This is a genomic window from Streptomyces sp. NBC_01635 (assembly GCF_045209715.1).
Lineage (GTDB): Bacteria > Actinomycetota > Actinomycetes > Streptomycetales > Streptomycetaceae > Streptomyces > Streptomyces hirsutus.
In genome coordinates this window covers 6,756,148-6,770,080 of sequence record NZ_CP109277.1, presented here as the reverse complement: position 1 = coordinate 6,770,080, position 13,933 = coordinate 6,756,148, and the positions used below count along the sequence as shown (strand labels likewise).

Sequence of the window (13,933 nt, the reverse complement as noted above, 5' to 3'; positions counted from 1 at the left end):
CCGCCACGGGTCACTCCTTGGGTGCGGCGTCGGCGGGCTTCTGGCCCGGGAAGACGTCTTCGATCTCCTCGGCGGACCAGCCCTGGCGTGAGATGGCCTGCGGCTTGTCGGTCTCCGGCTTGCGGGTCGCCCGGTAGCGGGCCGGCGCCTCCCGCACCGAGGGCGCCTCGCGCAGCGCGTCGGCCGGCGCGCCGGCGTCCTCGATGGCGGAGTTCGCACCCTGGCCCCGGTGGTTCGGATGCGGCGACATCAACCATTCGGTTTACAGGGCATCAATGAAATGAACATCCTGAAAAAACAATACGGGGGGAGCGATTCGGGCACGTCAGGCCCGCCTCGGCGGCTACCGTCGGACAGGGCGACCGACACGCGCGCCACCTGAAGCATGAACTGCGTGCATGTAGCTCCATGCGAATCATTCATTTGCTGGATGTAAGACCGGCCACTTCACTGGGGGCATGACTCCTCCCCCTGCCTCCGACGTCGACCTTTTCGCCGACGACGTCCTGGTCGACCCCTACCCCGTCTACGCCGAACTGCGAGAGCTGGGCCCCGCCGTCCACCTCCGTAAGAACGACGTCTACGCGCTGACGCGGTACGACGTCATCCGTGACGCACTGGCGGACTGGGAGTCGTTCTCCTCGGCCTCGATCGCCTTCAATCCGATGGCCAACGAGGCGCTCACCGGCACCTCGCTCGCATCCGACCCGCCGGTGCACACCCAGCTGCGCGCCACGCTCACCGAGAACCTCTCCCCGCGCGCGCTGCGGGGCATGAAGGGGCAGATCGAGGCGAAGGCGGACGCTCTCGTCGCCGAGCTCGTCGAGAAGGGTTCCTTCGAGGCGATCGACGCCCTCGCCCGGGCGTTCCCGCTGGAGGTCGTCGCGGACCTGATCGGCTTCGAAGGCCACGTGCGCGACAACATGCTGCGCTGGGGACAGGCGGCCATGCAGGTCCTCGGCCCGATGAACCAGCGCACGGCCGAGAACTTCCCCATCGCCGGCGAGCTCTACGGATGGTGCTCCGAGGTCAAGGCCGACGACCTGGCCGAGGGGTCCGTGGGCCGCGGCATCTTCGACGCCGAGGCACGGGGCGCCATCCCGCCGGGCACGGCCGGCCACATCATCCACCAGTACCTCGGCGCCGGCGTCGACACCACCATCGCGGCGATCGGCAACATCGTCGCCCTCTTCGGCTCGCACCCCGACCAGCTCGCCCTGGTCCGCGAGGACCCGTCGCGGGTACCGGCGGCGTTCAACGAGGTGCTGCGCTTCTGGGCGCCCATCCACGCCTGGGGCCGACGCGCCACCAAGGACGTCGACATCGACGGGACCGTCATCCCTGCGGGCGCGCAGATCGCGATCCTGCTCGGCGCCGGAAACCACGACCCCCGGCACTACGAGAACCCGGACTCCTTCCTCGTCGAGCGCAATCCGGTCGACCACCTCTCGTTCGGCTACGGCCCGCACGGCTGCGCGGGCCAGGGACTCGCCCGCCTGGAGGCCCACGCCGTGATCGAGGCGCTCTCCCGGCGCGTCGAGCGCCTCGTCGTCGGACCCGAGGTCCGCGTTCCCAACAACACCACCCGGAGCATCGAAGAGCTCCCCGTCCTGGAGGTGATCCCCGCATGAAGATCGTTCTTGACCGCCCCCGCTGTGAGGGCCACGGCCTGTGCGAGGAGGCCGCCCCGCAGCTCATGCACCTCGACGACGAGGGCGAGCTCGTCCTCGACCATGAGGAGGTCGACGGGGCCGACATCGCCCTGGCGAACGCCGCCGCCCGCGTGTGCCCGGTCGCAGCACTGAGGGTCGTATGAGCACCGGCACCGTGAACCGCGTCGTCGTCGTCGGCAACGGGATCGCCGGGCTCACCGCGGCCGACACGCTCCGCGAGGCCGGCTTCGACGGCGAACTGACCGTCGTCGGCGACGAACAGCACCCGGCGTACAGCCGCCCGGCCCTGTCGAAGGCGCTCCTGCTCGACGGCGACGACCTGTCGTCGCACGAACTCCCGCCGACCGGCCACGGGGCGACCGAGCTCCTGGGCGTCCGCGCCACCGGACTCGACCTCGACCGTCGGCTGGTCAGTCTGGACGACGGTACGGCTCTGCCGTACGACCGCGTCGTCCTCGCCACCGGCTCCCGGGCCCGACGGCTGTCCGACCTTCCCGAGGAGCTCACCCTGCGCGGGCTCGACGACGCCCTCGCCCTGCGCAAGCGGCTGGCGGACCGGCCGTCGGTCGTCGTGGTCGGCGGAGGCCCGCTCGGCATGGAGATCGCCTCGGGCTGCCTGGCCGCCGGCTGCCGGGTCACCCTCGTCTCCCAGGGGGCCCCGCTGACCCTCCAGCTCGGTCCGCACCTCGCCGGTGTCTTCGTCAAGGCCGGGCTGGACCTGGGGCTCACCATCGTCGAGACCGAGCTGGCACGGCTGGAACGGCGTGGGGAAAGCACCCGGGTCGTCCTCCACGAGGGCCCGGTCCTCGAGGCGGACATGCTCATATCCGCCGTCGGCGACCTGCCCAACACGGAGTGGCTCGCGGACACGGGTCTCGCGGCGAAGGGCGCCATCGCGGTCGACTCGCGCGGGCTGGTCCGCCCCGAGGTCGCGGCCGTCGGCGACCTCGCGGCCGTCCAGACTCCGAGCGGTCTGCGCCGCGTCCCCTTCTGGAGCAGCGCGATCGAACAGGCGAAGGTCGCCGCGAGGGCGCTGGTCCGGGGCGACGAGGCGCCACCGCTCCAGTTCCAGCCGTACTTCTGGACCGAGCAGTTCGGACTGACCCTCAAGGCGGTGGGCCATCTGCCACTGGACGGAGAACCCGAGTACGTCGACGGGGAGCCCGGCGGCGGGCCGGCGCTGATGCGCTGGTCGCAGGACCACGGCAGCGGTGTGGCCGCGGCGCTCAACTACCGGATCCCCATCCCCCGGCTGCGCCGTATGACTCAGGCGGCCGCGTAAGGTCGGTCTCATGGGCGACGGAGAAGAGGGCATCACGGGTTCGGGCCTGGACCGGCTGGCATCGGTCAACCTGAACCTGCTGGTGCCCCTTCTCGCGCTCCTCGAAGAGCGTTCGGTGACCAGGGCGGCGCAGCGGGTCGGCCTGTCGCAGCCGGCGATGAGCCACGCCCTCACGAGAATGCGGCGTCTGCTGGGCGACGACCTCGTCGTCCGGCAAGGGACGGGCGTGACGCTGACCCCGCGCGCACTGGAGCTGATCCCGCCGCTGCGCAGTGCGCTGCAACAGGCGGCGCACATCGTGAACTTCCCCTACTTCGACCCCGCCACGGACCGGCGCGTCATCACCATCGCCCTGACGAACAGCACCGCGTTCGTCATCGGCCCCCAACTGGCGCGGCTGATTGCCGAACGCGCCCCTCATGCCACGCTGCGCCTGCGGACGATCACGGTCCCGACCGAGGCCACCTTCACCGACATGGGCGTCGACGTCGTGCTGATCTCCGAGGGGCACTTCTCGCCGTACCCGCGCGAGCGGCTGTACAACGACCGCTGCGTAGTGGTGGCCTCACCGGACACGCCACCGGAAGCGAGCGCGCTCGACCTCCTGACCACCCAGCCGCACATCGTCGTCGACACCGACCGGCGGGTCTTCCCGTACTCCGTGCTCGAGGAGAAGGGCATCCCGTACCGCGTCGGCCAGTTGAGCTCCGACTTCCTGCTCGTCCCCTTCCTGGTCGCCCGCGCGGGCGGAGTCGCCCTCTTCCGCTACCAGGTGGCCGCCACCATGCGGACGCTCACCGACCTGCGGATCGAGGAGTTCCCGTTCCCGCTGTCCGGCCTCGGGATCGACATGGTCTGGAACCCCCGGCTGGCCGACCAGTACTTCATGGAGTGGCTCCGGGCGCTGCTGTTCGACGCCGCGGCACGGCTCTGACGCGGGCCGCGTTCACTGCGCCGGAGCCGGTCCGGGGCGGGCCTGGGTGGGCCTGGGTGGGCCGGGCGGCCTGAAAACAGGTCGGCCGACCCGGCAGAAGGCGGTTCCGAGGTTGTTGCAGCCTGAGCCGTACATCAGGGCTGTCTTCGAGCGCAGGATGCCTCCGGTCACGGAGGAACAGCTCGACCGTGAAGTCACTGCCCGACTTGATCGCCAGCAGATCATCACCCAGCGCCCCGACACCGCGTTCGGCACTGGCGGCCGACTCGCGCGCCTGAACTTCCGGTGGGGCAACGTCTGTTGCTGCCCCACCGGACGCGTCGCGGCTACTCCACGTCCGGCGTGGACTGCTTTGCAGCAGCCTTGCGGCTACGCGTCTTCCCCACCGGGCGCCATTCCTTCAAGTCCTCGGCACCGGCCTGGCGCTTGCGGAGCTGGTTCTCGTACTCGGCCTCCAGCTCGTCGGCCGGTACGTCGCCCCCTCGTCGTCGTACTCGCCCTGCCACTGCTGGACCCAGGGCGCTCCGGTCACCCGGGCCTTGACAGAAGCCGTTGTCCGTTCGAGGCAGCACGACAGAGACGCACGCTCGTCTCCCGTCGTACGCGCGGGGCGACCTGCTGACCGGACTGCCGTCCGGGGCCAAGGGGCGAAGCCGTGCCCGGTGGCGCGGACGGTGCGGGTTCCGGCGTGGCGGATCCTGGCGGGCGAAGAGGCGCTGGCACCGCTGTTCGACTGAACCCGGGGCTGTGGGGAACATCTTGGCCGTCGACGGGTGTCTTTCGTGGCCGCACCACCGCACAGCGGTCGAGCATTCCGACCAGAATTAACCCGAACGAGTGACCCCTGTTCTCGTGGTGGTCAGGCCGACCGGAGCTGGATATCTTCGGCCCTCTGGGAGAGGGGAACCGATGGGGGATTCCTACGTCACAGACATCGCCGAGCATCCGGCATGCGAGGTGCTCCTGGCCGCGTGGCAGAGCCCGGACGCTGGCCAGAAGCGGGCACTGGTACGGGACATCGAGGTTCCCGGGCCGATCGCCCTGCGCAGCCGCTACCGGATGCTGCTGGACACCGAGGCCCCGCCGGGTCCGTGGAATCCGGATCTGACGGCCGAAGTCTGGGTGCGGCAGTTACGCCTGGAGACCGAGGGCGACAACGCGGTGCGGTCGGGTGCGCACCCCGCGGCGCTGGCCTCGTTCCGGGTCCTTCTCGAAGAGGAGACCGGAAGCGAGCCGCGACTGCCCACGGTGCACGCCCTCATCGGGCTCGGCCACATCGCCATGGAGCAGGACCGCATCGAAGCCGCCTCCGAACACTTCGATCAGGCCACGGCGGTGGCCGGCACTTCGGCATACCGCTTCGGCCGACTGCGCGCACTGGTCCCCTGGGCGTACATGACTTTGTGGAACCACTCCGCCGAACTCGCCCTGGACCAGTTCCAGGAGGCGGCGGGGATCGCCACCGCTCTCGACGACCCCGTGTACCGGGGGAACGCGCTGCTCGGTGCCGCCGAATGTGCGCAGTGGCTCGATGAACGGGCCCGGGCGGAACAGCACGGCAAGGAGGCCTACGCCGCGTTCTCCGCGGTCCGGTCCGCCCTGGGCCAGGGGAACGCGGCCCAGCGGCTGGCCGGCTGGATGCACCGGTGGGGACGGCACTCCGAAGCCTGGGAGTGGCTCGGCCCCGCGTGGACGGCCTTCCAGCAGGACGGCAACCCGACCGGCCTGGTCAACGTGCACTCCTTGCGCGGCGACCTCTACTTGGACGACCACCGGTTCGACGAGGCGGCGGAGGAGTACGACAAGGCCCTGGAACTCGCCACGTCCGCGGGTCTGCCGCGTGCGCAGGCGCACGCCGCGCAGGACCTGGCCAGAACCGCACGGGGCCGGGGAAACTGGCCGGAGGCCGTGGACCTGTTCACCCGGTCCCTGGAGCGGTACCGCGAACTCGGCGATCTGCTGGGTGTGTCCCATGCCCTGAGCAAACTGGCGGAGGCACAGGAGGAGTGCGGCTCGGTGGAGGACGCGTTGCGGACCTGGCGCGAGGCGGTCGTGGAGGTCGAGTCCTACCGCGCCGACCACCGGGAGGAGCGCTTTCAGGAGGAGTACCGGCGACGCTTCCGGGACGTGTACAAGGGATCGCTTTCGGCGGCGGAGAAACACCACTCGCCGGAGACCTTCGCCGTGGTGGCCGACTTCCTGGCTGGTCGCCGGCTGGCGGGCCTGCTGGAGGCGAACAGCGGCGCCCTGGCCGGCGACGAACTGGATCAGCTCCAGGACCTGTTGGCCAGGGCGGACCGCAGGCTGCTCGCCCATCGCCGAAGCGCCCGCTCCGACGAGGAGCGCTTCGGCGACGAGCGCCGAAAGAGCCGGATCCGCCGCCTGGGCGCGTTCGAGTTCCGGCAGGAGGCCGAGCCCGGGGCGGGCAAGTCGCTGGACGATCTGCTGGCGGCCGTGTACCTCCCGCCGGCCGACGAGGGCGGCGCGCTCCTGGAGGCACTGCCCCACGGGTGCCATGCGCTCCAGATCCTCCTCGACCCCGTCGACGGGGATCTGGTGCGCTGGTCGTGGAGCGCCCCGGAGGGCCGCTCCACGATGGGCAGCTCTCGGCTGACACCGACCGCCCTGGACCTGCTGTCCGTCCTCAGGTCCGGCGACCGGGCCGCAGAACGTCTGGCACTGACGGTCGACGATCTGCGACCGCTGTCCGCACTGCTCCCCCCACGTCTGCTCACGGAACTCGCGGCTTCGGGCCCGCAGGACCTGCTGATCGTCCCGACCGGTGAACTGTGGGCGGTGCCGTGGGGCGCGCTCCCGCTGGAGGACGGCCTCGTCCTGGGGGAGGCCGCACGCTTCGTGGTCTGCCCCTCGCTGACCATTCAGCGGCAACTGGCCAGTCGGTACGTCAAGAAGCCCCGCACGCCGTCGCCTCGATCGCCTCTGGAGGTCGACGTGTGGCGCAGCCCGCTCGTGCGGAGTCATCGACTGGACCTGTTCGAGCGGGACCGCCGATGGAATCCCCGTCGGCTGTCCTCCGCGGCCGAAGCCCGCGGCGCCCTCTGCGACGGGCGGGAACTGATGGTGCTGGCCGGGCACGGCCGGCCGCTCCCCGGAGCGGGCCACTATCTCGAACTCGACGAGAACGAGTGGCTTCTCCCCGTGGATCTCCTGGGCCGGCGCCCGCCCCGGCGGCTCGCGCTGATCGCCTGCTGGGGAAGTGCCTATCCCGGCCGCGTGCCCAGCGACCCGATCAGCATCGCCACGCTCGCGCTGGCGGGAGGCTCCGACGAGGTACTGGCCACGGTCGGAGAGCTCGGAGACTCCACGTTGGCCGGCCGGTATGCGGAGATGGTGCTGCACGCGCTGCCGGAGAACACCATGGCGACGGCGGTGCACCGGTCCACCCGTCGGATCCTGGCCGGACGAGGCGTCCGGTCGCGTCCCGTTCACGACTGGGCCCCTCTCCTTCCCATCGGCACGCATCGGCAGCCCGGAGGTCAGCGGTGACGGCTCTCGAACATCACGCCCTGAGGTATGAGCTCGACGATCCGCTGGCGTACAAGTGGACGGACGCCGCCTACGACATGTGCGTCGGGGAGGACCCGGTGCTGAGCGCGGTCGTGGAAAGCTCGGGCGGGGTGACACGGGTGGTCGTCAGCGGCGCCTGCCCCCGCTGCCGGGGGGACATCTCGGGCGAGGAGATCCTGACCGCCGCCGGTGAATCGGGCGTGCTCGGTGACGACGCGACGGGAGTCCCGGACCCCTACACCCGCGTCCATGTCACCTGCAACTGCGAGCTCACGCACAGCAACAGACCTGCGGGCGTCAGTACCGGCTGCGGCATCACGTTCGCCCTTGAAGTGCTCCGGGACGACCTCGCATGATCCCCCCGGCGCGATACCGGAAGCCGTCCGCCCCGCCGAGCAAGCACCAGCTCGCGGAGGACGCGCGATGGCGTGCGTACGCGGGGGACTCGCTCGCCCGGGCCCGCACCAGCGCGGAGCAGTGGCGTACCGGGCTGGGGCTGCTGGTCACCGTCATGGCCGCCGGGCTCATGCTGGGCGGCCCCGGCAGGATGGCCGAACTGAGCCCTGTGTGGCGCGCTGTCGTGACCGCGGTCCTGGGCTTCGGCTTCACCGTGGCGCTCTGCGGTCTGTGGGCCGCGTCGCGCGCTTCCGCGGTGGGTGGTTCGGGGCCGGTCGACCGGGACCTGCTGCGCAGCCGTTACGGTTCCCTGGAGCGGTACAAGGCGGCTGCCGCGGCGAAGAGTTGGTCCGATGTCCGCAGGGCCAGGATCGCGCTGCTGGTCTCCTTGCCCGTGATCGTCGCCATGACCCTGACGTCCTGGTGGCTTCCCCGCGAGACCCCGGCCGGGAATCAGGACTCGCGGCCCCGGGTGCTCGTCGTGACGCCCGAGGCTGTCCTCTGCGGCGAACTGTCCGGCGGGGCGGGGACCTTCTCCCTCCTCACCGACCGGTCCACCACCCCTCGCCGGGTGCCGTCCGCCGAGGTCGTGTCCCTGGCGGTCGTCGACTCCTGCCCGCCGTGAACGCACACCGCCCGGTGTGGCCGATCGCCGTGGCCCCCGGAAACGGGGAGGGAAAGGAAGCACCGTGAGCAGACTGGACAGAGCCGCCTACGAGCGGAGCGAGCTGGACTGGAACAGACTGCGGCGCTATGCGGAAAAGGTGGCCCGGGAGACCCGGGCACCGCGCGGGACTCGGCAGGTCGTCGAACGGTCGGAGCGCGTCCGCCAGGTCAAGAGCGGGCCGTTCGGGTTGTTCACGCGGGAGGAGACCTACACCGTCGACGTGCCGCGGACCGAGACCGACGCGTTCTGGGTACTGCAGTCCCGGTCCTGGCACAAGCTGGAGCACGGACGCGGGAATCAGCCGGACGAGGATCAGAGGGCGTTCTACGCGTACTGCCTCACCGTGAAGGGCGGCCTGGTGGTCAGGGTGACCTCGGAGACGGAGGTGTTCTTCAAAGGAGCGTTGACGTTCTGGGACAAGAAGACGTCCGAGCAGCCGATGACCGCCGACGACGTGGTGCTCTTCGATTTCGAAGCCGAAAGGTACTACCAGGAAAAGGGGAGGTTCACGATCGAGACCGACCGCGACCCCGACCGCAACCGGCTCAAGCATCACGCGAAGGGCGTCGGGCTCTCCCTGGCCCTGAAGCGCCTGCACCAGAGCTGAGCACGACCGCCCGGCGAGGAGGGCCTGCACTCGACCGGCCCTCGGGAGGCATCTCCACCTGGCGGGTGCGGCCGGTTCGGCTTCCGGGCAGGGACCGGACGACCTGCGTCATGTGCTGGACGGCGCCTGCCCGAAGTCACCCGGTGCGGCTGCCGAAGCCCTCCACCAGGTGTCTCGCATGTCGACGCGGCCGGCCGAAGGGCCGGGCGGCTTACTCCGTTCGGCCGAGAGCACCCGTACCGCTGCTGCGCCGCTGTGGCGGCTGCTCCCCGGTGCTCTTCCCGGCACGAGGGCTCCCCGCACGGGTGCTCCACGGCACGCGGGCCGAGCGCAGGCGGCCGAGGCCGCTCAGCGCGGCAGCGGCCGCGTTGGCGCCGGGGGCGCCGTGCACACCGCCGCCGGGGTGGGCGGAGGCCGAGGCGAGGTACAGGCCCTTCACCGGCGTCTCGGGGCGCCCGGTGCCGGGCGTCGGCCGGAACACCAGCTGCTGGTGCAGGGACGCCGTCCCGCCGTTGATCGCGCCCTCGTGCAGGTTGGCGTCCATCGACTCGAGTGTGCGCGGTGAGAGAACGCGCCGGGCCGTGATGCGGGAGCGGAATCCCGGCGCCCAGCGTTCGACTTCGTTCTCCATGCGGTCGGCCATGGCTTCCTCCTCCCTCCGGTCCCAGAGCCCGGTCAGCCCGTCCTCGCCCGCGTCGCCCTTGATCCGCTGCGGGACGTGGGTGTAGGCCCAGGCCGATTCGGTGCCGGCCGGTGAGCGGGTGGCGTCCGCGGTGGACATCTGCCCGAAGAGGAGGAAGGGCCGGTCGGGCACCCGGCCCGTCGCGAGCTGGGCGGCGAAGCGGGTGAGACCGTCGACTCCGTCGGCCAGGTGGACCGTTCCCGCCGAGGCCGCCTGCCCGGCCGTCCAGGGCACGGGGCCGTTCAGTGCCCAGTCGACCTTGAAGGTCGCGGAGTCCCACTGGAACCGGGACAGGTCCTTCAGCAGCCGGCCGGGGAGGTGCTGGGCGTCGACCAGTTCGCCGTACAGTGCCGGTGCGGACACGTCGGCGAGTACGGCACGGCCCGCCGGTACGGACTCGCCTCCCGCGGTGCGTACGCCGACGGCCCGCCCGCCGCGTACGACGACCTCGGTCACGCGCTCCCCGCAGCGGACCACACCGCCGCGCCGCTCCAGCCGGCGCACCAGGGCCGCCGTGAGCGCCCCGGCTCCGCCCGCCGGCACGGGAAAGCCGTAGGCCTGGCCGAGCATGCACATCAGCCACCCGAAGCCTCCGCTGCCCGCCGCTTCGGGGCCGAGGTCCGCGTGCAGCGCGCTGCCGGCGAGCAGCAGCCGCCCCGCCTCGCCGTGGAACGACTCCTCCCCCAGGCGGCGGACGGGCAGCAGCAGGGTCCGGGCCAGGCGGAGGCCCCCGGCCGCCCGGAGCCCGGCGGCGAGCCGGAGGGAGGCCCGGACCGGAGGGAAGGGGGTGAAGAGAAGCCGCAGGACGTCCGGGCTCAGGCGCTCCCACGTGGCGCACAGGTCGAGCCAGGCGTCCCCGTCGCCCGCCACGAACGTGTCCAGGCCCGCCGCCGTCTCGGCGGCTCCGCGCGCGAGGACGGCGCACCGGCCGTCCGGCAGCGGGTGCGCGAGGACGCGCGGGGCGTGGCTCCAGGTGAGCCCCTCCTTCCCGAGCTCCAGCTCCCTGAGGACCGGGGAGGCGGCGGCGAGCGGGTAGAAGGCGCTGAAGACGTCGCTCACGTAGTCGGGGTGGGCGCCGCGGTCGCTGCGGACCGCGCCGCCGGGTTCCGGCTGGGCCTCCAGGACCTCCACGCTCCATCCCGCGTCGACGAGCTTGTTCGCGGCGACGAGACCATTGGGTCCCGCGCCGATGACCACCGCGGCCGGCATCGTTGCCTCCCTGTGTTCTCGCGGGTCCGAGTCCGCCCGGCCGCCGCGCCGTGCTCTGAGGGCGGCCGCGGGGGCCGCCCTCAGACCGCCTGGTGCGCGCCCTCGGGGGTCTCCTCGACGGTGTCCGCCAGTCGGGCGAGCATGCTGCGGTGGCGCAGCTGGATCAACACGTCCATGACCGTGTTGTGGAGCTTCCCGGCCGGTCCGCGCAGGGGGTGCTCGTCGATGGTCACCAAGGCGTTCTCACCCCACGGGCGGACCTCCAGGGCGATCCGGGCGGTGCCGAGCCGGCCGCTGTCGGCCTCCAGTTCCAGCACCGCCGGGGCCTCGCACCGCCGGACGACGGTGCTTCCCGCCACCGACCACCGTCCCAGCCGGATCGTGTACGTGATGCTGGAGCCGACCTGTGGCCACACGCCCTCCGCGGGCCGCGACTCGGACGTGCCCACCACCCAGTCGGCGTAACGCGTCCCGTCCGCGAGAACCGCCCACACCTCGTCCACGGAGCGTTCGATCAATCGGTGCCGTACGGCCATCCGCCCTCCAGCCCTCTTCGGATCACCGGCCTCCACCCGTACCCGGCCGTGAGGCCTCACTCGTTCACTCTCGCAGGCATCGGGGGAATCCGCCGCCTGCCGCTCGGTGCGCCCCGTCCGTCTCAGTGCGCCCCGTCCGTCACCGGACGGCGGTACGGCGCTTCCGGCACGCGGGCAGGTCGGCGGCGACCGCGCGCACGAAACACGTCGCCGCCCACACCAGCAGCACGTTCACGACCGCCCCCAGCCCGCACGAGAGAGCCAGGCTGTAGGGGACTGCGTCGCCCCCTCCCCCACCAAGGTCGCCGAGCATCACGGCGAGCGGCATGAGGACGAAGACGTAGAGCACGTTCAGCCCGGGCTGCGACAGCCAGGACAACAACGGTTCCGCGGGCGTGGAGCCCTGGGCTCCCGCACTCAGCCCACCGACGATCATGGCGACGACGTACGCGACGGCGACGGTCCGGGCGGCACGACGACAGCGGGGGCGGGGGCGGCTCTGCGTTGCACGGCTCATCGTTGCGGACCTCTCACCGGGGGCGGGGTGCGGTCACTCGACCGGAGCGGCCGCACCCTCATTATTGAACACGTTCAAAATTTTCTTCGCTCCGGGGCCGAGAAGTGCCCCCTCCCCCTGACGAACCGGCATGCGGACGCCCGTACCGCCTCCCCGGACGGCCCACGCGGGGAAGGCCCCATGGATTCGGTCGCTCCGTTCCGGGAACAGGGAAATCCTCCCTTTTCCCGAGGCCGGAGGCAGAAGATGACGAACGGCGAACAGCGCCCCCACGACCCCGTGACCAAGCACCCCCAGCCGGATTTTCCCCAGCAGGAGCAGTCGGTTCCGGGCTGGACGGGCCCCATGGACCCGCCGCCGGACCACGGCGAGACGTCCTACCGGGGGCACGGCCTTCTCACCGACCGCAAGGCCCTGATAACGGGCGGGGACTCCGGCATCGGGCGGGCCGTCGCGCTCGCCTACGCACGCGAGGGCGCCGACGTGCTGTTCAGCCATCTGGAATCGGAGGAGAAGGACGCCCAGGAAACGGTGCGACTGATCGAGGACGCGGGGCGACGGGCCGTAGCGGTCGCATGCGACATCCGCGAGGAAACGCAGTGCCGGGGACTCGTCGAACGAGCGGTCTCCGAGTTCGAGCGCATCGACATCCTCGTCAACAACGCCGCCTACCAGATGTCCCAGCCCGACGGAATCGGCGCCATCTCCACGGAACAGTTCGACCGTGTGGTCCGCACGAACCTCTACGGCATGTTCTGGCTGTCCAAAATGGCGCTGCCCTTCATGCCCGAGGGCGGATGCGTCATCAACTCCGCTTCGGTCCAGGCCTACAAGCCGAGTCCGCATCTGCTGGACTACGCCATGACCAAGGGCGCGATCGTCACCTTCACCCAGGGCCTCGCGCAGATGGTGGCGCAGGACGGCATCCGGGTCAACGCGGTGGCGCCCGGCCCGGTCTGGACGCCGTTGATTCCCGCGACCCTGCCCGACACGGCCGAGTTCGGCAAGCAGTCCCCGCTGGGCCGGCCCGCCCAGCCCGCGGAAATGGCCCCCTGCTACGTCTTCCTCGCCTCGCCCCAGGCGAGTTACATCACCGCCGAGATCGTCAACGCCACCGGCGGCACCCCTCTCCCGTAAGGCCCGTCCCGACGGTGGGTGTTGCCCGACCGGTGCTGCCGCGCAGGGGGCGGATCGCCGGTCAGCGCCTCGGCAGTCGGTGCAAGGTGACCTCGCCCGGCACACCGTCCGCCACGACGAGAGTCATGTACGTGCAGTACGGCTGCCGCCTGCGGTCCGTCGGTGACCCCGGATTCAGCAGGCGCGGGCCGCCCGGCGCACTGGTGTCCCAGGGGATGTGGCTGTGACCGAAGACCAGGACGTCCAGGTCGGGAAAACGCTGGGCGCAGCGGTCTTCCCGCCCCCGCGCCGGGCCCGTCTCGTGAACGACGCCGAACCGCAGGCCTCCCAGCTCCGCCCGGGCCACCTCGGGCAGCCGCTCGCGCAGCTCAGGGCCGTCGTTGTTGCCGAACACGCCGATCAGCCGCCATGCGCGTGCCTCCAGCAGATCGAGCGTGGCGGTGTCGACCCAGTCCCCCGCGTGCATCACGACGTCGGCCCGCTCCGCCTCGCCCAGCAACTCGGCGGGCAGTCGCTTGGCGCGTACCGGCACGTGCGTATCGGAGAGGAGCAGCAGCCTCACGGGGGACACAGTCGCCCTCCCCCGACCCGGCACAGGAGTACCCGCGGCGTCGGGCGACGGTTCGCGGCCGGGCCCCGCCACGGTGCGTGCTTGATCACGCCCCGTGGAGTACCCCGTTCCGTCCCCCTGAAGCATCCGGTCGGGCAGGGCGCCGCCGGTTGCCGGGCGGCTCACGGGTGAGGCCGTGTGCCGGCCCGGCGGAC

15 protein-coding genes and 1 pseudogene are annotated in these 13,933 nt (G+C 71.4%); 10 read left to right on the top strand and 6 right to left on the bottom strand.

The genetic code is table 11. From position 1 onward, the window contains the following. Positions 1–10: 10 nt before the first annotated feature. Positions 11–250, bottom strand: coding sequence for a hypothetical protein (locus OHB56_RS31360; RefSeq protein WP_406356889.1), 240 nt, complete (start codon positions 248–250; stop codon positions 11–13). Positions 251–458: 208 nt separating this feature from the next. Here OHB56_RS31360 and OHB56_RS31355 point away from each other — a divergent pair, with 208 nt between their 5' ends. The 5 genes and pseudogenes from OHB56_RS31355 to OHB56_RS31335 all read left to right on the top strand — a co-directional run. Then, on the top strand, positions 459–1,631 hold the full coding sequence (locus OHB56_RS31355) for a cytochrome P450 (protein WP_406356888.1): 1,173 nt from the start codon (positions 459–461) through the stop codon (positions 1,629–1,631). Next, the gene (locus tag OHB56_RS31350; RefSeq protein ID WP_326755253.1) at positions 1,628–1,816 is read left to right on the top strand and encodes a ferredoxin; all 189 of its coding nucleotides are present in this window, start codon (positions 1,628–1,630) and stop codon (positions 1,814–1,816) included. Before OHB56_RS31355 ends, OHB56_RS31350 begins: the two co-directional genes overlap by 4 nt. Next, positions 1,813–2,955, top strand: a complete 1,143-nt coding sequence (locus tag OHB56_RS31345; protein ID WP_406356885.1) for an NAD(P)/FAD-dependent oxidoreductase — start codon at positions 1,813–1,815, stop codon at positions 2,953–2,955. Before OHB56_RS31350 ends, OHB56_RS31345 begins: the two co-directional genes overlap by 4 nt. A gap of 10 nt (positions 2,956–2,965) precedes the next feature. Next, positions 2,966–3,889: a LysR family transcriptional regulator gene (locus OHB56_RS31340; RefSeq protein WP_406356883.1), complete on the top strand. Its 924-nt coding sequence runs from the start codon at positions 2,966–2,968 to the stop codon at positions 3,887–3,889. A gap of 46 nt (positions 3,890–3,935) precedes the next feature. Next, positions 3,936–4,118 (top strand): annotated as a pseudogene (locus tag OHB56_RS31335) (Scr1 family TA system antitoxin-like transcriptional regulator); the annotation flags it as partial. 97 nt (positions 4,119–4,215) lie between these two features. Here OHB56_RS31335 and OHB56_RS31330 read toward each other — a convergent pair. After that, the gene (locus tag OHB56_RS31330) at positions 4,216–4,395 is read right to left on the bottom strand and encodes a hypothetical protein (RefSeq protein WP_406359326.1); all 180 of its coding nucleotides are present in this window, start codon (positions 4,393–4,395) and stop codon (positions 4,216–4,218) included. Positions 4,396–4,798: 403 nt separating this feature from the next. Between OHB56_RS31330 and OHB56_RS31325 the strand changes: the two genes are divergently transcribed. The 4 genes from OHB56_RS31325 to OHB56_RS31310 all read left to right on the top strand — a co-directional run bounded on the left by OHB56_RS31325 (position 4,799) and on the right by OHB56_RS31310 (position 9,087). After that, a complete protein-coding gene (locus tag OHB56_RS31325; protein ID WP_406356881.1) occupies positions 4,799–7,396 on the top strand; it encodes a tetratricopeptide repeat protein in 2,598 nt (865 codons plus the stop codon). Next, positions 7,393–7,773, top strand: a complete 381-nt coding sequence (locus tag OHB56_RS31320) for a hypothetical protein (protein WP_326755237.1) — start codon at positions 7,393–7,395, stop codon at positions 7,771–7,773. The genes OHB56_RS31325 and OHB56_RS31320 overlap by 4 nt, the downstream gene beginning before the upstream one ends. Continuing rightward, positions 7,770–8,438 carry a hypothetical protein gene (locus OHB56_RS31315; RefSeq protein WP_406356879.1) on the top strand — a complete coding sequence of 223 codons (669 nt, stop codon included), beginning with the start codon at positions 7,770–7,772 and terminating at the stop codon, positions 8,436–8,438. Before OHB56_RS31320 ends, OHB56_RS31315 begins: the two co-directional genes overlap by 4 nt. Positions 8,439–8,502: 64 nt before the next feature. Next, entirely contained in the window at positions 8,503–9,087 is a 585-nt protein-coding gene (locus tag OHB56_RS31310; protein ID WP_406356877.1) for a hypothetical protein, read from the top strand. A 211-nt stretch (positions 9,088–9,298) separates the two neighbouring features. Here OHB56_RS31310 and OHB56_RS31305 read toward each other — a convergent pair whose 3' ends face one another. The 3 genes from OHB56_RS31305 to OHB56_RS31295 form a co-directional block, all read right to left on the bottom strand. Further along, complete coding sequence (locus OHB56_RS31305; protein WP_406356875.1) at positions 9,299–10,978, bottom strand: phytoene desaturase family protein; 1,680 nt, start codon at positions 10,976–10,978, stop codon at positions 9,299–9,301. Between the two features lie 80 nt (positions 10,979–11,058). Further along, a complete protein-coding gene (locus OHB56_RS31300; RefSeq protein ID WP_326755233.1) occupies positions 11,059–11,514 on the bottom strand; it encodes an SRPBCC family protein in 456 nt (151 codons plus the stop codon). Positions 11,515–11,653: 139 nt separating this feature from the next. Then, complete coding sequence (locus OHB56_RS31295) at positions 11,654–12,031, bottom strand: hypothetical protein (protein ID WP_326755232.1); 378 nt, start codon at positions 12,029–12,031, stop codon at positions 11,654–11,656. 246 nt (positions 12,032–12,277) lie between these two features. Between OHB56_RS31295 and OHB56_RS31290 the strand changes: the two genes are divergently transcribed. Next, the gene (locus tag OHB56_RS31290) at positions 12,278–13,168 is read left to right on the top strand and encodes an SDR family oxidoreductase (protein ID WP_326755231.1); all 891 of its coding nucleotides are present in this window, start codon (positions 12,278–12,280) and stop codon (positions 13,166–13,168) included. A gap of 61 nt (positions 13,169–13,229) precedes the next feature. Here OHB56_RS31290 and OHB56_RS31285 read toward each other — a convergent pair whose 3' ends face one another. Next, entirely contained in the window at positions 13,230–13,730 is a 501-nt protein-coding gene (locus tag OHB56_RS31285) for a metallophosphoesterase family protein (protein WP_406356872.1), read from the bottom strand. Positions 13,731–13,933: the final 203 nt, after the last annotated feature.